This window comes from Pseudomonas sp. S32, assembly GCF_016648095.1.
GTDB classification, from domain to species: domain Bacteria; phylum Pseudomonadota; class Gammaproteobacteria; order Pseudomonadales; family Pseudomonadaceae; genus Aquipseudomonas; species Aquipseudomonas parafulva.
Genome location: NZ_JACVVF010000017.1, coordinates 90,555 through 108,440, shown reverse-complemented (window position 1 = coordinate 108,440; position 17,886 = coordinate 90,555). Strand labels below are relative to the sequence as shown.

Below are 17,886 nucleotides of genomic sequence, written 5' to 3'. Positions count from 1 at the left end.
ACGTAGGAGCGAGCGCAGCTCGCGATGCGCCGCGCGGGCGGCGCTCGGTCTTACAGGCGAAACAATCGTCAAGGCGGACACCTTAGCCGCCTCAACATCCCCCCATCAAGGCAGCAACACAGTCGACCCAACCGTCCTGCGCGCCGACAGCTCCGCCTGCGCCTTGGCCGCCTCGCTCAGCGGATACCGCTGCTGGATATCCACCACCAGCTTGCCGCTGGCAATCATCGCAAACAGGTCATCGGCCATGGCCTGGGTGTTCTGCGCGTTGTTGGCGTAGGTCGCCAAGGTTGGCCGGGTCACGTACAGCGAGCCTTTCTGCGACAGAATCCCCAGGTTGACCCCGCTCACCGCACCCGAGGCATTGCCGAAGCTCACCATCAAACCCCGTGGCTGCAGGCAGTCCAGCGAGGTCAGCCAGGTGTCGGCACCCACGCCGTCATACACCACCTGGCACTTCTTGCCGTCGGTCAGCTCCAGCACGCGCTGGGCGACGTCTTCGTGGCTGTAATCGATGGTCGCCCATGCACCGAGGGCCTTGGCCCGTTCGGCTTTTTGCGCGGAGCTGACGGTGCCGATCAACTTGGCACCCAGCGCCTTTGCCCACTGGCAGGCCAATGAGCCTACACCGCCCGCCGCCGCATGGAACAGGATCACGTCGCCAGGCTGTACGGCGTAGGTTTGCTTGAGCAGGTACTGCACGGTCAAACCCTTCAGCATTACCGCTGCGGCCTGCTCGAAGCTGATAGCGTCCGGCAGCTTGACCAGGTTGGCCTCTGGCAACGTGTGCACCTCGCTGTACGCCCCCAGTGGGCCACCAGCATGGGCCACGCGGTCGCCCACCTTGAGGCGGGTAACGCCCTCGCCCACGGCTTCCACCACACCCGCTGCCTCGGTACCCAGGCCCGATGGCAGTGATGGTGGCGCGTACAGCCCGCTGCGGAAATAGGTATCGATGAAGTTCAGGCCGACTGCATGGTTGCGCACGCGCACTTGCTGCGGGCCGGGCGCGGCGGGCTCGAACTCCACCCACTGCAGCACTTCAGGGCCGCCGTGCTGGCTGAACTGGATACGCTTGGCCATCTGCTACTCCTGGTTTCGGGATCGGGAAAGGCCTTCTATCGGACGCCTTTGCTTGACTGCCGTCAACTGCGGTGTGCCGGCCGGCGATGGTATGCTACGCGCGAATTCTTCCCTGCCCGTTCCTGGTGACCCGATGATTAGCCGCACCGAGGCCGTGAAAGCCTACCTGCTCGACCTGCAAGACCGCATTTGCTCTGCCCTCGAAACCGAAGACGGCGGCGCCCGCTTCGTCGAGGACGCCTGGGTGCGCGAAGCCGGTGGCGGGGGCCGTACGCGGGTGATTGGTGACGGTCAGGTGATTGAAAAAGGCGGGGTCAACTTTTCCCATGTGTTCGGCACCGGCCTGCCGCCGTCGGCCAGTGCCCACCGCCCTGAGCTGGCCGGCCGTGGCTTCCAGGCGCTGGGCGTATCGTTGGTGATCCACCCGCACAACCCGCATGTGCCCACCTCCCACGCCAATGTGCGCTTTTTCATTGCCGAGAAAGAAGGTGAAGAGCCGGTGTGGTGGTTCGGCGGTGGCTTCGACCTCACGCCCTTCTACGGCATCGAAGAAGACTGCATCCACTGGCACCGCGTGGCAGAGCAGGCCTGCGCGCCGTTCGGTGCCGACGTTTACCCCCGCTACAAGGCCTGGTGCGACCGCTACTTCCACCTCAAGCACCGCGGCGAGCCACGGGGCATCGGCGGCCTGTTCTTCGATGACCTCAACGAATGGGACTTCGACACCTGCTTCGCCTTTATCCGCGCCATCGGTGATGCCTACATCCAGGCGTATGTGCCAATCGTGCAACGTCGCAAGGCTATGGCCTACACCGCGCAGCAGCGTGAGTTCCAGGAGTTCCGCCGTGGCCGTTACGTGGAATTCAACCTGGTGTATGACCGTGGCACGCTGTTTGGCCTGCAATCGGGTGGGCGTACCGAATCGATCCTGATGTCGCTGCCGCCCCAGGTCCGCTGGGGTTACGACTGGAAGGCCGAACCGGGTACCGAGGAAGCGCGCCTGACCGAATACTTCCTGCAAGACCGTGACTGGCTTGGCCAGTAAGCCCGTGGCAACCCAAGGAGCCGTCATGGACCAGTACGTTGTGTTTGGCAACCCCATTGGCCACAGCAAGTCGCCACTTATCCACCGCCTGTTTGCCGAGCAGACTGGCGAATACCTGGAGTACGCCACCTTGCTGGCACCGCTGGACGCGTTCAGTGATTGCGCCTGGGGTTTCTTCAAACAAGGTAGCGGCGCCAACGTCACGGTACCCTTCAAGGAAGAGGCCTACCGCCTGTGCGACAGCCTCACACCCCGTGCCCAGCGCGCCGGTGCGGTGAACACCCTCAGCAAGCTGGAAGACGGCACGTTGCAGGGCGATAACACCGATGGCGCTGGCCTGGTGCGTGACCTTACGGTGAATGCGGGTGTTGAGCTGGCCGGCAAGCGCATTCTTATCCTCGGTGCCGGCGGCGCCGTGCGGGGTGTACTGGAGCCGCTCCTGGCGCACAAGCCGCAGTCGGTGGTAGTCGCCAACCGCACGGTGGAAAAGGCCGAGCAACTGGCGCATGAGTTCGATGAACTTGGGCCGGTGGTGGCCAGCGGTTTTGCCTGGCTGCATGAGCCGGTGGACCTGATCATCAACGCCACCTCGGCGAGCCTGGCAGGTGAGCTGCCACCGATTGCCGACAGCCTTGTCGAGGCGGGGCGTACGGTCTGCTACGACATGATGTACGCCAAGGCGCCCACGCCGTTTTGCCAGTGGGCAGCCAACCTGGGCGCGGCGAAGGTGCTGGACGGCTTGGGCATGCTGGCCGAGCAGGCGGCTGAGGCGTTCTTCATCTGGCGTGGCGTGCGGCCTGATACTGCACCGGTGCTGGCGGAGTTGCGCCGGCAGCTGGCGCGGGGTTGAGGGTGCCCGGGGCTGCTTTGCTGCCCCTTCGGGCTGAGGCGCTCATTCTGCGAAACGTATGGGGCACCGGTCGGCGCCTTCCAGCTTCTGCAAATCTTCGACTACGTGCGTCTTGGCGTGATGCAGGGTCAAGCTGCCACCTAGCCGCTGCAAGCGCCGCGCCTCCCGGTGCAGCATATCCACACCCGAGTAGTCGATGAAGTTCACCTGCCGGGCATCGATCACCACATGCGGCCCCTGGCAGCGTTGCAACCTCACCTGCAGATAATGCGCCGCGCCAAAGAAGATCGACCCGCCCACGCGCAGCACATCCGCGTCCCCTTCCCGGCTCTGCTGCACCCGGGGCCGGGAGGTGCGCTTGAGGTAGAAGAACAGCGACGCCAGTACCCCGGCGTAGATGGCTGTCTGCAGTTCGAGCAACAAGGTGGCGGCGGCGGTCAGTGCCATCACCAGGAACTCCGAGCGGCTGACGCGCAGCAGTGCGCGTATTGCCTTGTGGTCCACCAGCCCCCAGCAAATCAACAGGATGCTACCGGCCATGGCCGGGATGGGCAGCTGCGCGATCAACCCTGCCCCCGTCACGGCGAACACCGCCACCCACAGCGCCGAAAACACGCCTGCCATGGGCGAGCGAGCGCCGGCCTCGTAACTCAGGCCCGAGCGGGTGAACGAGCCTGCAGACAGGTAGCCCGAGCAAAAGGCGCCAGCGATGTTCGACAGGCCCTGTGCGCGGATTTCCTGGTCGGGGTCGATCATCTGCTCCGAGCGTGCCGACAGCGAACGGGCAATCGACAGGCTGGTAACCAGCCCCAACATGCCCACCGCCACAGCACTTGGCAGTAGCCGCAGGATCAGTTCCACATCAAGCAGAGGCAGTGGGCTGAATGGAGGCAGTTGCCCGGTGAACGCTGCCACACGTGGCACATGGCCGAAGTACCCTGGTAGCACCCAGGCCAGCACTCTCACCACCACCAGGCTGATCAGCAGGCTGGGCCAGCGTGGGCGCCAGAGCTTGAGGGTGACGCCCAGCACCACCGTGGCCACACCCAGCAGCAAGGATGGCAGGTCTACCTCCCCGGCGTGGTGGGCCAGTTCCTGAACGGTCTTCAATGCCGTGGCCTGGCTGGCCAGGTCCATGCCCAGCAGGTTGGGCAATTGCCCCAAGGCAATCACGATGGCTGCGCCGAGGGTGAAACCCAGTACCACGGAATGGGAAACGAAGTTGACCACTGCCCCGAACCGCAGCAGCCCCAGCAGCCACTGAAAAGCGCCGCCAAGGAACGTCAGCAGCAGCACCAAGGTAACGTAGTCGGCGCTGCCAGCCACGGCCAGTGGGCTGATGCTGGCGTAGAGCACCACGGAAATGGCAGCGGTGGGCCCGCAGATCAGGTGCCAGGACGAGCCCCACAGGCAGGCCACCAGCACGGGGACGATGGCGGCGTACAAGCCGTACTCGGCGGGCAAGCCGGCGATCAATGCATAGGCAATGGATTGTGGCAGGGCCAGGATTGCACCGCTCAGCCCCACCAGCAGGTCCTGGCGCAGGCTGCGACCCGATTGACGGGGTAGCCAGCTCAGGAACGGCAGCAGGTGCAGAATGCGATGCATGAGTTATCCACAATGTTAGAAAAAACCTGGCCCCCACAGATACCCCGCACTACGGGGTATTACAGCTTGGCTTTGACAGCCTCCACGGCATTGCCATCAGCTTTGGTTGTAACCCCGGCCAACCACCCGTCCAGCAACTCGGGGTGCGCTTTGACCCAGGCCTTGGCGGCTTCATCGAAGCTGATCTTCTGGTCCAGCACATTGGCCATGATGCTGTTTTCCATGTCCAGTGTGAACTTCAGGTTACCCAACAGCTTGGCAGCATTGGGGCAAGCCTGTGGGTAACCTTTGCGCGTTAGCGTGTAGACATCGCCTTTGCTGCCAAACCATTGCTCGCCCCCTGTGAGGTAATGCATGTTCAGCTTTACGTTCATGGGGTGCGGTGTCCAGCCCAGGAAGGTGATGAACTGCTGCTTTTTCACCGCGCGATCAACCTGCGCCAGCATTCCTTGTTCGCTGGATTCCACCAGCTTCCATTGCCCCAGGTTGAACGCGTTCTTGTCGATGATCTCTTTCAGCGACAGGTTGGCCGGCGCCCCGGAGCCAATGCCATACAGCTTCTTGTCGAACTTGTCGGCGTGCTTTTGCAGGTCGGCGAAGTCCTTCACCCCGGCATTCCACACGTAGTCCGGCACTGCCAGGGTGAACTCGGTGCCTTCAAGGTTGCGCGACAGCTGTAGAACATCGCCGTTGGCGACGAACTTGTCATGAAAACCTTGCTGCGCTGGCATCCAGTTGCCGAGGAAGGCGTCGACTTGCCCATCCTTCAGGCCGCCGTAGATGATCGGTACGGCCAGGCTGTCGACCTTGACCTTGTAGCCCAGGCTTTCCAACAGCAGGCGGGCGACGGCATTGGTGGTGGCGATATCACTCCAGCCGGGGTCGGCCATTTTCACGGTGGTGCATTGGTCGCTGCTGTCAGCGGCGTGAGCGGTGACGGTGCCCAGGCCGATGGCCAGGGTCAACATGGTAGCGGAGAACTTGTGCATGGCGGCCTCTCTTCTCAATCCATGGGTGCGGGCTGTGGGTAACGTGCCTTGCGCTCGAGGTCATCGAGATCGATGTGGTTACGCATGTACTGTTGGCTGGCGTCCACCATGGGTTGGTGGTCCCAGCTTTTCAGTTTGCCGATGGCCAGTGCCTGGGCGACCAGGCGGCGGCGGCGCTGGCTGGCCAGCACCTGCTGGCGCAGGGCGGGTATGTCCCAGCGCTGGCGGGCTTCCTCGACAAATGCCTGCAGCAGCGCCTGATGGTCCGGGCTGCCGGTGAGGTTCTCCCGCTCGTGCGGGTCGTGGCTCAGGTCATAGAGTAAACAAGGGTCGTCTTCGCTGTACACGAACTTGTAGGCACCACGGCGGATCATCACCAGCGGGCCCACGGTGCCTTCGGCCATGTATTCGCCAATCACTTCATCGTGGCCGCCGTGCCCTTGCAGGTGGCCAAGCAGGGAGCGGCCATCCAGGTGCAGGTTTTTATCCACAGCACCACCGGCCAGCTCCACCAGGGTGGGTAACAAGTCGCAGGTTGATACGGACGCATCGACATGGGCAGGCTTGAAGCGCTTTGGTGCATGGACCAGCAGGGGCACCCTGGCGGACATCTCGAACCAGTGCATCTTGTACCAGAGGCCGCGCTCGCCAAGCATGTCGCCGTGGTCGCCGGAAAACACGATCAGCGTGTCATCGGCCAGGTTGCATTCTTCGAGGGTTTGCAGCAGCTGGCCGATGTTGTCGTCGATGTAGCTGCAGGCGCCGAAGTAGGCTCGGCGGGCATCGTGGACCTTCTCTTCAGGCAACGCCTTGTACCAGAGGTCGTACACCTTCAGCAGGCGCTGCGAATGGGGGTCCAGCTCTGCCTGGCTCAACTCGGCGCGGGGCATGGGGATCTCCACACCTTCGTAGCGATCCCAGTAGCGCTTAGGAATGGTGTAGGGATCGTGCGGGTGGGTCATGGACACCGTCAGGCAGAACGGCCGGCCATCGTTTTCACGCACATGGTCGTACAGGTACTGGCGGGCTTTGAACACCACCTCATCGTCGAAATCCAGCTGGTTGGTGCGCACGGACGGCCCAGCTTGCAGCACCGACGACATGTTGTGGTACCAGCTGGGGCGCACGTCGGGCTCGTCCCAGTTCACTGCCCACCCGTAGTCGGCCGGGTAGATGTCGCTGGTCAACCGTTCTTCATAGCCGTGCAACTGGTCCGGGCCGCAAAAATGCATCTTGCCCGACAGCGCCGTGCGGTAGCCCAGGCGGCGCAGGTAGTGGGCATACGTGGGCACGTCAGCAGGGAAGTCGGCAGCATTGTCGTAGGCGCCGATACGGCTGGGCAGCTGGCCACTCACCAGGGTGAACCGCGAGGGGGCACACAGTGGGCTGTTGCAGTAGGCCGAATCGAATACCACGGCCTGCTCGGCCAGGCGGCTGAGGTGGGGCATCTGGATGGGGGATGGGCCGTAGATGGGCAGCAGCGGCGCCGCCATCTGGTCGGCCATGATGAACAGGATATTGGGGCGCGTCATGGGAAGCTTCCATCGTCGAGGGTTATGCGAACCGCTTGCGTACCAAGATGCGACTGTGGATAACATGGGTAAAGCCCATGGCGGGCAATGACTGGGATAAGCTGCGCTTATGTTTGAGCATTTGGCCGACGTGTCTCTGGATACCTTGCGCGTGTTCGAGGCTGCGGCGCGATTGAACGGGTTTACCGCAGCCGCGTTGGAGCTGGGCACTACTCAGCCAGCGGTCAGCCAGCAGGTAAAACGCCTGGAAGCGCAGCTAGGCACCCGCTTGTTCGACCGCATTTATCGCGGCATCGAGCTAACCGAGGCTGGCCAACTGCTGTTCGAGCACGTGAGCCAGGCCATGCACACGCTGGATGACGGGATCGCCCAGGCCAGTGGGCGTGATCAGCGTGAGGTGTTGCAGGTGGCGACCGATTTTGCTTTCGCCGCCTTTTGGCTGATGCCCCGCCTGCAGCGTTTTCATGAGGCTTATCCACAGGTGGATGTGAGCCTGGTGACCGGGGAACGTAGCCAAGGCATGTTGCGCCCGGACATCGATGTGGCCGTGCTGTTCGGCGATGGCCGCTTCCGCCAGGGGGAAAGCCGCTGGCTGTTCGATGAAGAGGTTTTCCCCGTGTGCAGCCCTGGGCTGATCGGTGGCAAACCCTTGTCAGCCGAGGCCTTGCAACGTTTGCCCCTGTTGCACCTGAAGGGCGAGCAGTCCAGCCGCTGGTTCGACTGGGCGGGGGTGTTTCGTGGGTTGGGTGTGGCCAGCCCGCCGCCGCCGGGGCAGCTACGCTTCGACAACTACACATTGCTGATTCAGGCTGCCATTGCCGGGCAAGGGGTGGCGATCGGCTGGGGGCACCTGGTGGACAGCCTGGTGGACCAAGGCCTGCTCTGCCGGCCACTGCAAGGCAGCCTGCGGTCGGCACGCGGGTACTACGCCGTGCTGCCGCCGCGCAAGCGCCGTGGTGCGCTGATAGAACGCTTTGTAAGCTGGTTGGAGCAGGAGCGCGAGCGGTGATTTCCAGGGCGCTCATCGGTTTTGGCCGGGTATAGTCATGGCCATTGCAGCAGCGGAGGTAAGCATGCAGAGAATCAAGGGTTACCACGCCCACGTTTATTACGATGCCGCCACCCTGGAGCAGGCCCGTGAGCTCTGCGAGGAAGCCGCGCGGCTGTTCCCGGTGACCATGGGCCGCCTGCACCAGAAGCGAGTGGGGCCGCACCCGGACTGGAGTTGCCAGCTGGCGTTCGAGCCGGAAATCGTCGGCGTGGTATTGCCGTGGCTGGCGCTCAACCGCAAGGGGTTGGTGGTGTTCATGCACCCGCTGACCGGGGATGAGCTGGCCGACCACCGCGATCATGCGATCTGGATGGGGGCGGTGCGCCCGCTGGACCTTTCGCTATTCGGTGAATAGTGCCCGGGCTGCCCTTACTGCCAGCTTACTGGCAGTAAGGGCAAGCCAGCTTAGCGCCGCGCGCCGCGCACGCCTTCTGCCAGCGCCGCACACAGGCTGAGCACGTCATCTACAGCCTGTTCCGGGCGCTCGGCCTGGGCGATCTTGTCCACCAGTGCCGAACCCACTACCACGCCATCGGCCAGGCGTGCGATGGCGGCGGCCTGCTCGGGAGTACGAATGCCGAAACCAACGCTGATCGGCAGGTCGGTGTGCCGACGCAGGCGCGCAATGGCTTCGCTGACGTGCTCGGTTGTGGCCGAGCCTGCGCCGGTCACACCTGCTACCGACACGTAGTAGACAAACCCGGAACTGCGCTCCAGTACCCGTGGCAGGCGCTGATCGTCGGTGGTCGGGGTGGTCAGGCGGATGAAATCTATGCCGGCAGCCTGGGCGGGGCTTGCCAGTTCGGCGTCGTGCTCGGGCGGCAGGTCGACAATGATCAGGCCATCGACACCGGCTTGCTTGGCCTGGGCGACGAAGGCTTCGACGCCAAAGCGGTGGATCGGGTTGTAGTAGCCCATCAGCACGATGGGCGTGGTCTGGTTGCCGGTACGGAAGTCACGCACCATTTGCAGCGTCTTGGCCAGGGTCTGCCCGGCCTCCAGGGCGCGCAGGGTTGCCAGCTGGATGGCCACACCGTCAGCCATCGGGTCGGTGAACGGCATGCCCAGTTCGATTACGTCCGCGCCCGCTGCAGGCAGGCCCTTTAGAATTTGCAGCGACGCATCGTAGCCCGGGTCGCCGGCGGTGATGAAGGTGACCAGTGCCGAGCGCCCTTCGGCTTTCAGCTCGGCGAAGCGTTGTTCAAGACGGCTCATGCCTGTTTCTCCTGGGCGGCCATGTGGCTCATGACGGTTTGCATGTCTTTGTCGCCGCGGCCCGAGAGGCACACGACCATCAGGTGATCCTTGGGCAGGCTGGGCGCGCGCTTGATGGCTTCGGCCAGGGCGTGGGCGCTTTCCAGGGCCGGGATGATGCCCTCCAGGCGGCAGGACGCATGGAATGCATCCAGCGCCTCGTCATCGGTGATGCTGACGTACTCCACCCGTTTCACTTCGTGCAGGTAGGCATGCTCCGGGCCGATGCCGGGGTAGTCCAGGCCTGCGGAAATGGAGTGGGCATCGGTAATCTGGCCGTCGGCGTCTTGCAACAGGTAAGTGCGGTTGCCGTGCAGCACGCCCGGTACGCCCCCGTTCAGGCTGGCAGCGTGCTTGTCGGTGTGCACGCCGTGGCCACCCGCTTCAACGCCGATGATCTGCACGCTTGGTTCTTCGAGGAACTCGTGGAACAGGCCCATGGCATTGGAGCCCCCGCCGACGCAGGCGACCAGGCTGTCGGGCAGGCGGCCTTCCTTTTCCTGCAACTGGGCGCGGGTTTCCTTGCCGATGATCGACTGGAAGTCGCGGACCATGGCTGGGTACGGGTGCGGGCCGGCTACGGTGCCGATCAGGTAGAAGGTGTCTTCCACGTTGGTGACCCAGTCACGCAGCGCCTCGTTCATGGCGTCTTTCAGGGTGCCGGTGCCGGCGGTGACCGGCACGATTTCAGCGCCCAGCAGGCGCATGCGGAACACGTTGGCCTGCTGCCGCTCGATGTCGGTGGCGCCCATGTAGATCACGCAAGGCAGGCCGAAGCGCGCCGCCACGGTGGCAGTGGCCACACCGTGCATGCCAGCGCCGGTTTCGGCGATCAGGCGCTTCTTGCCCATGCGCTTGGCCAGCAGCACCTGGCCGATGCAGTTGTTCACCTTGTGGGCGCCGGTGTGGTTCAGCTCTTCACGCTTGAAGAAGATTTTTGCACCGCCGCAGTGTTCGGTCAGGCGTTCGGCAAAATACAGCGGGTTTGGCCGGCCGATGTAATCGCGCTGGAAGTACGCCAGCTCTTCGAGGAATGCAGGGTCTGCCTTGGCAGCTTCGTACTCGCGGGCCAGGTCCAGCACCAGCGGCATGAGGGTTTCGGCCACGTAGCGGCCACCGAACGAGCCGAACAGGCCGTTGGCGTCTGGGCCGGGGCGGTACTGGGACTGGGTCATGGGGCGCTCCAAGGCATATCGAATGAATGATGGGCTTTACTGTAACCACGGCAGGCGCCGCTGAAAACCGATAAGATTGCGCAAACTTGTCAGAAAAACTCACAGGTAACATGGCCCAGGATCTCCCTCCCCTCAATGCCCTGCGGGCATTTGAAGCCACTGCCCGGCTTAACAGCGTAAGCCTGGCGGCCGAAGCGCTGCATGTCACACATGGCGCGGTAAGCCGGCAGATCAAGGTGCTGGAGACGCACCTGGGCGTTGCCCTGTTCGTCAAGGACGGGCGCGGTATCAAACTCACAGATGCCGGCATTCGCCTGCGCGATGTGAGTGGCGAAGCCTTTGACCGGCTGCGCAGCGTGTGCGGTGAGCTTGGCCGCGAGGGTGACCAGGCGGCGTTCGTGCTTGGCTGTTCAGGCAGCCTGCTGGCGCGCTGGTTCATCCCCAGGTTGGGGCGCTTGAAGGCTGACTTGCCGGAGTTACGCCTGCACTTGTCAGCCGGTGAGGGTGACCTGGACCCGCGTCGCCCCGGCCTGGATGCCCTGTTGGTGTACGCCGAGCCACCATGGCCTGCCGACATGCACGTGCATGTACTGGCCGAGGAACGTATCGGGCCGGTGCTCAGCCCACATTTTGCCGGCTTCTCACGGCTGCAAGGGGCACCCGTTGACCGCCTGCTGGACGAAGCGCTGCTGCACACCACGTCGCGCCCACAGGCGTGGCCAACCTGGGCGATGGAGCATGGGCTGGACCCAAAGGGTATCCACTATGGCCAGGCGTTCGAGCACCTGTACTACTTGCTGGAAGCTGCCTGCGCGGGGCTGGGCGTGGCGATTGCGCCGCAGGCATTGGTGGCGGATGACTTGCGTGCTGGCCGCTTGAGCGCGCCATGGGGGTTTACGCGTACACCCGCAGCATTGGCGCTGTGGGTGCCACGGCGCGCCGCAGATGGGCGCGCCGAGCAGCTGGCGCGTTGGCTACGCGCCGAATTGGCCAGGCAGAGCGCTTAGTTGCGCTTGCACAGCAGGTAGGCCGCCAGCAGGCCCAGCGCGCCAATGGCGACGCCGGCGGTGGTGTAGGGGTGTTCCTGGGCATAGTCGCGGGTGGCGATGCCGGTTTGACGGGTGCGGTGTTTCACTTCTTCGTAGGCGTCGCTTACCAGGCTACGGGAATGGCGCAGTGCTGTTTCGGCGTTGCTGCGGATGGCCTTCAGGGATTTCTGCGACTCTTCCGAGGCGTCATTCTTGAGGTTTTCCAGGCTTTTCAGAAGGCTCTCGATCTCGGCTTCCATGCTTTCCAGGGATGTTTTTCGCAGCGAGTTGCGTGGCATGTTGACTCTCCTTCGCGTTGTGGGCTGTAGAAAATGCGACTGCTGCGCGGGGCGAAAGTGCGATCGAACTTTCTGTTGGTTTATCGGCTCGCAGGTAAACCAGGCCTGCCTGAGAGGCTCCAGGTCAATATCCGAGGAGAGAGCACATGTCCGATCACCACACGTACAAAATGGTCGAGTTGGTAGGTTCGTCCACCAGCAGCATCGAGGACGCGATCCAGAATGCGCTGGCGGAGGCGTCCAAGAGCATCAAGATGCTCGAATGGTTCGAGGTGGTCAGCACCCGTGGGCATATTCGCGACAACAAGGTCGAGCACTTCCAGGTCACGATGAAAGTCGGTTTCCGCATCACCAACAGCTGACACATTTCCAAGCTGGAAGCGCCTGGCGCTATGGGGTATCAATACGGGAGGCGCCTGACCGGGCGCCTTTTCCGATTTCATTGCACAAGGAAAGCGAGTAATGAACAAACTGATTCTGGCGCTGGGCCTGATGAGCCTGGCCGGTGGTGCGCTGGCGGCTGGCAAGCCTTGCGAGGAGCTCAAGGCTGAAATCGCGGCCAAGCTGGATGCCAAGGGTGTTCAGGGGTACTCCCTGGAAGTCGTCAACAAAGGCGAGCCTGCAGGCAAGGTTGTAGGCAGCTGTGAAGGCGGCACCAAGGAAATCGTGTACCGCCGCAGCTAACGTCGCCGTCAATCGCCGGCAAGCCGGCGATTGGCAGGGGTCAATGGCCCGCTTGCAACGCCTGCGCCAGCAATTCATACGACCTGATGCGATCCGCATGCTCATACAGGTCACACGTGAACATCAGCTCATCCGCCCCAGTCTGCTCCAGCAGCACCTCAACCTTGGCTCGGACTTTCTGCGGGCTGCCTATCATCGCCAGGCCCAGGAAGCTGCCCACCGCATCGCGCTCATGGGGTAGCCACAAGCCGTCCATGCTCTCGACCGGGGGTTTTTGCATCAGGCTCTGCCCACGGATCAGTGACAGGATGCGCTGGTACACCGAGGTAGCCAGGTATTCGGCTTTTTCGTCTGTTTCCGCCACCACCATGGGGATACCCAGCATCACGTAGGGCTTGTCCAGCGCAGTGGATGGCTTGAAGTGGTTGCGGTACACACGAATGGCCTCATGCATGTAACGCGGGGCAAAGTGCGAGGCGAACGCATAGGGCATGCCGCGCATGCCTGCCAGTTGGGCACTGAACAGGCTGGACCCGAGCAGCCACATGGGCACTTCGGTGTCATGCCCTGGCACTGCAATAACCTTCTGGTCGTCGGTGCGCGGGCCCAGGTAGCGTGCCAGTTCTTCTACGTCCTCCGGGAAGTCGTCCGCGCTGCCGGCCCGGTCGCGGCGCAGCGCGTAGGCGGTCATCTGGTCGGACCCCGGCGCGCGGCCCAGGCCCAGGTCGATGCGCCCTGGGTACAGGCTGGCCAGCGTGCCGAACTGCTCAGCCACCACCAATGGTGCATGGTTGGGCAGCATGATGCCGCCAGACCCCACGCGGATGCGCGAAGTACCGCCTGCCAGGTAACCGATCAGCACCGAGGTGGCCGAACTGGCAATGCCGTCCATGTTGTGGTGTTCGGCTACCCAGAAACGGTTGTAGCCAAAACGCTCGACATGCTGCGCCAGGTCCAGCGAGTTGCGCAACGACTGGGCTGGGCCAGCGTCGGCACGTACCGGTACCAGGTCGAGGGTGGAAATGTTCAGATCACGCAACTGCGTCATGGAGCCTCCGCAAAAAGTGGTTGGCCAGAAGCCTTATTGACTGTGTATGGGCGCAATCGTTGGATTCAATGCCTGCGGTCAGATTGCGCTGAACTCTCAAGCAGCAGCGTGCCTCTGAACCCTTAGGTATGTAACCAATGACCAGGAGGCATCATGAAAAAGACAGCATCGGCGATCTGGCAAGGTGGTCTGAAAGACGGTAAAGGCCTGCTTTCTACCGAAAGCGGCGCCCTCAAGCAGAACCCCTATGGTTTCAACACCCGCTTCGAAGATACCCCGGGCACCAACCCGGAAGAATTGATCGGCGCTGCACACGCGGGCTGCTTCTCGATGGCCCTGTCGATGATGTTGGGCGACGCAGGTTTGACGCCTGAGCGTATCGACACCGCTGCAGAAGTCACGCTGGACAAGCAACCGGATGGTTTTGCGATCACGGCTGTTCACTTGGTACTGAGGGCCAAGGTGCCAGGTGCAAGTGCCGAGCAGTTTGAGGAGATCGCCAACAAAGCCAAGGCCGGTTGCCCGGTATCCAAAGTGCTTAACGCAAAAATTACCCTGGATGCCAGCCTGGTTGGCTGATGCATGAATCGGGGGCGGTTTGCGGTAATCTAGCAACCCTCGGCAGCATCGCTGCCACTACAGGAGCCGCCCCCATGATTCGCCTCGCAGTCGCTGTTTTCGCCTCTTTCACTGCAACCTGCACATTAGCGGCGGTAAAGCCCTGCGAAGAGCTGAAAGCGGAGATCGAAGCGAAGATCCAGGCGCAGGGCGTTGCGTCCTACACGCTTGAAATCGTGCCGAATAGCGAGGTGCAAGACCCCAACATGGTGGTCGGGACCTGTAACGGCGGCACCCAGAAGATCATCTACCAAAAGAACGATCAGTAACCGCACACGTTATCGCGGCAGCCATGCCCCTGGATCAGGGGATACAAAAGACCTGGCTCGGCTTGTTCACCACTACTGTGCGGCTGGCGTCATAAAGCAGTACCTGCGGCTCCATCACCGGTGCCCGCGCTTCCAGCCGGTAGCGTTCCCCCGCCTTGAAGTCGTTGAAGCGCACGGTTAGGTAGCAGGTTCGCTCCCTGGGGTCGGTGGTAAAGCCGCCTGCGTAAATCTCGTAATCGAAGCGCACCACCAGTTCGTGCTTGCCGGGGGTTACCTGGAAGTAGCGGCCATCGTCCAGGCGCTTGCCATCGAGCCGATCAGCCATGATGACCCTGCCAGGGGTCATGGTGTACAAGTCGACCCAGGCTTGCTTGGGGTCTACCGGGGGCAGTGGGCTGGCGCAAGCGCCCAGTGCACTGAGGGCGATCAGCATCATGGGCTGGCGCATGGCGGGTTTCTCATTTGCAATGTACAGGCTCTAAGCATAGCGCCGTTGCGCGCTTCAGGTGCGTTGGCAACCCGCTGGCAGCCCTTGGCCTACCAGTTTTTGCTGGTGGTCATACAGTTTGATCCACGGCCTGAAGCCAATGCTGCCCGCCTGCAACTGGTAACGCTGGCCGGCATTGAAGTCGTTGAATGCCAGCTTGATTTGGCAATCACGCCACAGCGGCTCTTTCACAGGCCCGATATTGCTGGGCGTGACCGGGAACTGATAGCGCACGGTCAGCTCATGGTTACCGGGCTGCACTTCGAAGTAGCGGCTGTCGGCCCAGTCGCGCTCATCTACCTGGAGCGCATCAAGGGACGTATCTTTGCGGGGTTTAAGGTCGATCCAGGCCTGGTTCGGGTCAGGGTCCGGCAAGGTGGAGCAGGCCGAAACCATCAGCAGTGACCCAGCAACCCATAGTGCACGCATGGCGAATTTCCCCTTTGGCGAGATAGTCTTCAGGCAAACAGGCCGTGAGTGAATCAGGATGGTTGAACGTTCATATTTGCAGCGCTCAGGCCCTGGGCCACTCGACCGCGTTTTCACCCTGTTGGTTCCGCTGTTGGCAGCTGCTCTGCTGAACGGCTGCACCAGCGCCCGCTATTACGGCCAACTGGCCGAGGGGCAGTGGGCGCTGTTGCGTGCGCGCCAGCCGGTGGCACAGGTGGTGGCTGACCCCGCCACACCTTCCGCATTGCGCGCACGCCTGCTGCACGCGCAGCAAGCGCGGGACTTCGCCAGCCAGCAGTTGCACTTGCCCGACAACCGCAGTTACCGGGTGTACGCCAACCTGGGCCGCCCGTTCGTGGTATGGAATGTGTTCGCCACCCCCGAGCTTTCCCTGCAACCTGTTACCCACTGTTTTCCAATCGCGGGCTGCGTGGCCTATCGGGGCTACTATCGCCAGGGCGCCGCCCGTGGTGCGGCGGCGTTGATGCGCGAGCAGGGCCTGGATGTGTATGTCGGCGGCGTCGAGGCTTATTCGACACTGGGCTGGTTCGACGACCCGATCCTGTCCTCCATGGTGGGCTGGAGCGATGAGCGGCTGGCCACGCTGATTTTCCACGAGCTGGCCCACCAGCGTGTCTACGTGCAGGATGACACGGCGTTCAACGAGTCGTTTGCGACCTTCGTCGAGCAGCAAGGCACGCGCCAGTGGCGGCTGGCAAGGGGGCTTGCGGCCGATGGCGAACAGCAGGGGCAGCAGCGCGAGCAGTTCATCCGCCTGGTGCTGGCCAGCCGCGAGCGCCTGCAGGCCATTTACAGGGGCCCGCTGGACGATGTGCACAAGCGCTTGGCCAAACAGGCCGAATTCCAGCGCCTGAGGCGCGACTACCGGCAACTGCGTGACAGCCAGTGGTCAGGCGACGCCCGCTACGACGCCTGGGTATACGCCCCGCTGAACAACGCCAAGCTCCTGCCGTTTGGGCTGTATGACGAGTGGGTGCCCGCGTTCACCGCGTTGTTCCAGAAAGTAAACGGCGACTGGGCCCGTTTTTATCTGGAAGTCGAGCACCTGGCACGCCTGCCTGCAGCGGCCAGAACAGCCGCACTACACCAGCTGATGCCCGCCGCTCAGGCCTTGACGAACGCCTGATGCATCTCGGCCAGCGTGGCGAAGTGGAACGCTGGCGACTCGGCCATCAGCTCCTGCTGGCTACCAAAGCCATACCCCACCGCCACGGCCTGCACCCCGTTGCTGCGTGCGCCGATCAGGTCATGCTTGCGGTCGCCGATCATCAGCGTTTGTGCCGGGTCCAGGCCTTCTTCGTCCAACAGATGGCGAATCAGCTCGACCTTGTTGGTGCGGGTGCCGTCCAGCTCGCTGCCGTAGATCACTTTGAAATGGCGGTCGAACGCAAAGTGCCGGGCAATTTCGCGGGCGAATTCCCAGGGTTTGGAGGTGGCGATGAACAGGGTTCGCCCCTGCGCATTCAGGGCCTCGAGCAACTCGGGCACGCCCTCGAACACCTGGTTTTCGTATAGCCCGGTCACGCGGAAGCGTTCCCGGTAAAAGTTGACCGCCTCCCAGGCCTTGGCTTCGTCGAATTCATAGAACTGCATGAATGCCTGCAGCAGCGGCGGGCCGATGAAGTGCTCCAGGCGCACCAGGTCGGGTTCATCGATACCCAGCTTGGCCAACGCGTACTGGATGGAGCGGGTGATGCCCAGGCGCGGGTCGGTGAGGGTGCCGTCGAGGTCGAACAGGATGTTTTGTTGGTGCATGTATACCGTTCCGCTTGTGTACTTTATGGCGTTTTTCGCAGGTAAACCTGCGAAGCGGTCATTCGGGTTGGTCGTAGCCTTCGGCCAGGTGCTGGTCCTTGAGCTTCACATAGTTGCCCGCGCTGTAGGAAAAGAACGCGCGCTCCTGATCGTTCAGCAGCCGTGCCTGCTTCACCGGGCTACCCATGTACAGATAGCCGCTGACCAGCCGCTTGCCCGGTGGCACCAGGCTACCGGCACCGATGATGACTTCGTCCTCGACGATGGCACCGTCCATGATGGTGCTGCCCATCCCCACCAGAATGCGATTGCCCAGGGTGCAGCCATGCAACATGACCTTGTGGCCGATGGTGACTTCGTCGCCGATGATCAGCGGGAAGCCATCCGGGTTGAACGGGCCGGCGTGGGTGATGTGCAGCACGCTGGCGTCCTGCACGCTGGTGCGCGCGCCGATGCGGATGCGGTGCATGTCGCCCCTGACCACCGTCATGGGCCACACCGAGCTGTCCTCACCGATCTCCACGTCCCCCAGCACCACCGCCGAGCGGTCCACGAAGGCCCTGGCGGCGAGCCTTGGCGTATGTTGCCGGAAACTTCGAATGGCCATGATAGCCTCCCTCATCTGTGCCGATAGGCTGGC

Annotated in this window: 22 protein-coding genes; 10 read left to right on the top strand and 12 right to left on the bottom strand. The window is 62.9% G+C overall.

All coding sequences use genetic code 11. The features are described 5' to 3' along the window. Positions 1 to 105: 105 nt before the first annotated feature. A complete protein-coding gene (locus IAE38_RS12075; protein ID WP_060482567.1) occupies positions 106 to 1,083 on the bottom strand; it encodes an NADPH:quinone reductase in 978 nt (325 codons plus the stop codon). Positions 1,084 to 1,216: 133 nt separating this feature from the next. Here IAE38_RS12075 and hemF point away from each other — a divergent pair, with 133 nt between their 5' ends. Next, a complete protein-coding gene (gene hemF, locus IAE38_RS12070) occupies positions 1,217 to 2,128 on the top strand; it encodes an oxygen-dependent coproporphyrinogen oxidase (RefSeq protein WP_028633170.1) in 912 nt (303 codons plus the stop codon). Positions 2,129 to 2,153: 25 nt separating this feature from the next. Continuing rightward, the gene (gene aroE / locus IAE38_RS12065) at positions 2,154 to 2,978 is read left to right on the top strand and encodes a shikimate dehydrogenase (RefSeq protein ID WP_201212800.1); all 825 of its coding nucleotides are present in this window, start codon (positions 2,154 to 2,156) and stop codon (positions 2,976 to 2,978) included. Positions 2,979 to 3,020: 42 nt separating this feature from the next. Here the strand turns inward: aroE and IAE38_RS12060 are convergent, their stop codons facing one another. Genes IAE38_RS12060 through betC form a run of 3 tightly spaced genes read right to left on the bottom strand, consistent with a single transcriptional unit; the run spans position 3,021 to position 7,107 of the window. Continuing rightward, positions 3,021 to 4,586, bottom strand: coding sequence for a SulP family inorganic anion transporter (locus IAE38_RS12060; protein ID WP_201217715.1), 1,566 nt, complete (start codon positions 4,584 to 4,586; stop codon positions 3,021 to 3,023). A gap of 59 nt (positions 4,587 to 4,645) precedes the next feature. Continuing rightward, entirely contained in the window at positions 4,646 to 5,575 is a 930-nt protein-coding gene (gene choX, locus IAE38_RS12055; RefSeq protein ID WP_201217713.1) for a choline ABC transporter substrate-binding protein, read from the bottom strand. 14 nt (positions 5,576 to 5,589) lie between these two features. Then, a complete protein-coding gene (gene betC, locus IAE38_RS12050; protein ID WP_201217711.1) occupies positions 5,590 to 7,107 on the bottom strand; it encodes a choline-sulfatase in 1,518 nt (505 codons plus the stop codon). Positions 7,108 to 7,216: 109 nt separating this feature from the next. Here betC and IAE38_RS12045 point away from each other — a divergent pair, with 109 nt between their 5' ends. Both IAE38_RS12045 and IAE38_RS12040 read left to right on the top strand, forming a co-directional pair. After that, complete coding sequence (locus IAE38_RS12045) at positions 7,217 to 8,116, top strand: choline sulfate utilization transcriptional regulator (RefSeq protein ID WP_201217710.1); 900 nt, start codon at positions 7,217 to 7,219, stop codon at positions 8,114 to 8,116. A gap of 64 nt (positions 8,117 to 8,180) precedes the next feature. Next, positions 8,181 to 8,513 carry a DOPA 4,5-dioxygenase family protein gene (locus IAE38_RS12040; RefSeq protein ID WP_201217709.1) on the top strand — a complete coding sequence of 111 codons (333 nt, stop codon included), beginning with the start codon at positions 8,181 to 8,183 and terminating at the stop codon, positions 8,511 to 8,513. Between the two features lie 50 nt (positions 8,514 to 8,563). Here the strand turns inward: IAE38_RS12040 and trpA are convergent, their stop codons facing one another. Further along, a complete protein-coding gene (gene trpA, locus IAE38_RS12035; protein WP_201163439.1) occupies positions 8,564 to 9,373 on the bottom strand; it encodes a tryptophan synthase subunit alpha in 810 nt (269 codons plus the stop codon). Continuing rightward, the gene (gene trpB, locus IAE38_RS12030) at positions 9,370 to 10,587 is read right to left on the bottom strand and encodes a tryptophan synthase subunit beta (protein ID WP_028633162.1); all 1,218 of its coding nucleotides are present in this window, start codon (positions 10,585 to 10,587) and stop codon (positions 9,370 to 9,372) included. Before trpB ends, trpA begins: the two co-directional genes overlap by 4 nt. Positions 10,588 to 10,697: 110 nt before the next feature. Here trpB and IAE38_RS12025 point away from each other — a divergent pair, with 110 nt between their 5' ends. After that, a complete protein-coding gene (locus IAE38_RS12025) occupies positions 10,698 to 11,594 on the top strand; it encodes a LysR family transcriptional regulator (RefSeq protein WP_028633161.1) in 897 nt (298 codons plus the stop codon). Here the strand turns inward: IAE38_RS12025 and IAE38_RS12020 are convergent. After that, complete coding sequence (locus IAE38_RS12020; protein WP_028633160.1) at positions 11,591 to 11,914, bottom strand: DUF883 family protein; 324 nt, start codon at positions 11,912 to 11,914, stop codon at positions 11,591 to 11,593. The two genes, IAE38_RS12025 and IAE38_RS12020, sit on opposite strands and share 4 nt — an antisense overlap. A gap of 146 nt (positions 11,915 to 12,060) precedes the next feature. Between IAE38_RS12020 and IAE38_RS12015 the strand changes: the two genes are divergently transcribed. Together IAE38_RS12015 and IAE38_RS12010 are read left to right on the top strand one after the other, a co-directional pair. Then, positions 12,061 to 12,276, top strand: a complete 216-nt coding sequence (locus tag IAE38_RS12015; RefSeq protein ID WP_028633159.1) for a dodecin — start codon at positions 12,061 to 12,063, stop codon at positions 12,274 to 12,276. Between the two features lie 100 nt (positions 12,277 to 12,376). Beyond that, positions 12,377 to 12,598, top strand: a complete 222-nt coding sequence (locus IAE38_RS12010; protein ID WP_028633158.1) for a DUF1161 domain-containing protein — start codon at positions 12,377 to 12,379, stop codon at positions 12,596 to 12,598. A gap of 40 nt (positions 12,599 to 12,638) precedes the next feature. Here the strand turns inward: IAE38_RS12010 and IAE38_RS12005 are convergent, their stop codons facing one another. Beyond that, complete coding sequence (locus tag IAE38_RS12005) at positions 12,639 to 13,646, bottom strand: LLM class flavin-dependent oxidoreductase (protein WP_060482576.1); 1,008 nt, start codon at positions 13,644 to 13,646, stop codon at positions 12,639 to 12,641. Between the two features lie 153 nt (positions 13,647 to 13,799). Between IAE38_RS12005 and IAE38_RS12000 the strand changes: the two genes are divergently transcribed. Continuing rightward, positions 13,800 to 14,225 carry an OsmC family protein gene (locus IAE38_RS12000; protein ID WP_201217708.1) on the top strand — a complete coding sequence of 142 codons (426 nt, stop codon included), beginning with the start codon at positions 13,800 to 13,802 and terminating at the stop codon, positions 14,223 to 14,225. A 74-nt stretch (positions 14,226 to 14,299) separates the two neighbouring features. Then, positions 14,300 to 14,533, top strand: coding sequence for a DUF1161 domain-containing protein (locus tag IAE38_RS11995; RefSeq protein WP_060482578.1), 234 nt, complete (start codon positions 14,300 to 14,302; stop codon positions 14,531 to 14,533). A 34-nt stretch (positions 14,534 to 14,567) separates the two neighbouring features. Here IAE38_RS11995 and IAE38_RS11990 read toward each other — a convergent pair whose 3' ends face one another. Both IAE38_RS11990 and IAE38_RS11985 read right to left on the bottom strand, forming a co-directional pair. Continuing rightward, the gene (locus IAE38_RS11990) at positions 14,568 to 14,981 is read right to left on the bottom strand and encodes a PA0061/PA0062 family lipoprotein (protein ID WP_028633154.1); all 414 of its coding nucleotides are present in this window, start codon (positions 14,979 to 14,981) and stop codon (positions 14,568 to 14,570) included. A 54-nt stretch (positions 14,982 to 15,035) separates the two neighbouring features. Beyond that, on the bottom strand, positions 15,036 to 15,449 hold the full coding sequence (locus tag IAE38_RS11985; RefSeq protein ID WP_201217707.1) for a PA0061/PA0062 family lipoprotein: 414 nt from the start codon (positions 15,447 to 15,449) through the stop codon (positions 15,036 to 15,038). A gap of 76 nt (positions 15,450 to 15,525) precedes the next feature. Between IAE38_RS11985 and IAE38_RS11980 the strand changes: the two genes are divergently transcribed. Beyond that, positions 15,526 to 16,617 (top strand): aminopeptidase, encoded by a 1,092-nt coding sequence (locus tag IAE38_RS11980; RefSeq protein ID WP_201217724.1) that lies wholly within the window; start codon positions 15,526 to 15,528, stop codon positions 16,615 to 16,617. Here IAE38_RS11980 and IAE38_RS11975 read toward each other — a convergent pair. Both IAE38_RS11975 and IAE38_RS11970 read right to left on the bottom strand, forming a co-directional pair. After that, positions 16,596 to 17,246 (bottom strand): HAD family hydrolase, encoded by a 651-nt coding sequence (locus IAE38_RS11975; protein WP_028633151.1) that lies wholly within the window; start codon positions 17,244 to 17,246, stop codon positions 16,596 to 16,598. The two genes, IAE38_RS11980 and IAE38_RS11975, sit on opposite strands and share 22 nt — an antisense overlap. A 58-nt stretch (positions 17,247 to 17,304) precedes the next feature. Continuing rightward, positions 17,305 to 17,853 carry a gamma carbonic anhydrase family protein gene (locus IAE38_RS11970; protein ID WP_028633150.1) on the bottom strand — a complete coding sequence of 183 codons (549 nt, stop codon included), beginning with the start codon at positions 17,851 to 17,853 and terminating at the stop codon, positions 17,305 to 17,307. Positions 17,854 to 17,886: the final 33 nt, after the last annotated feature.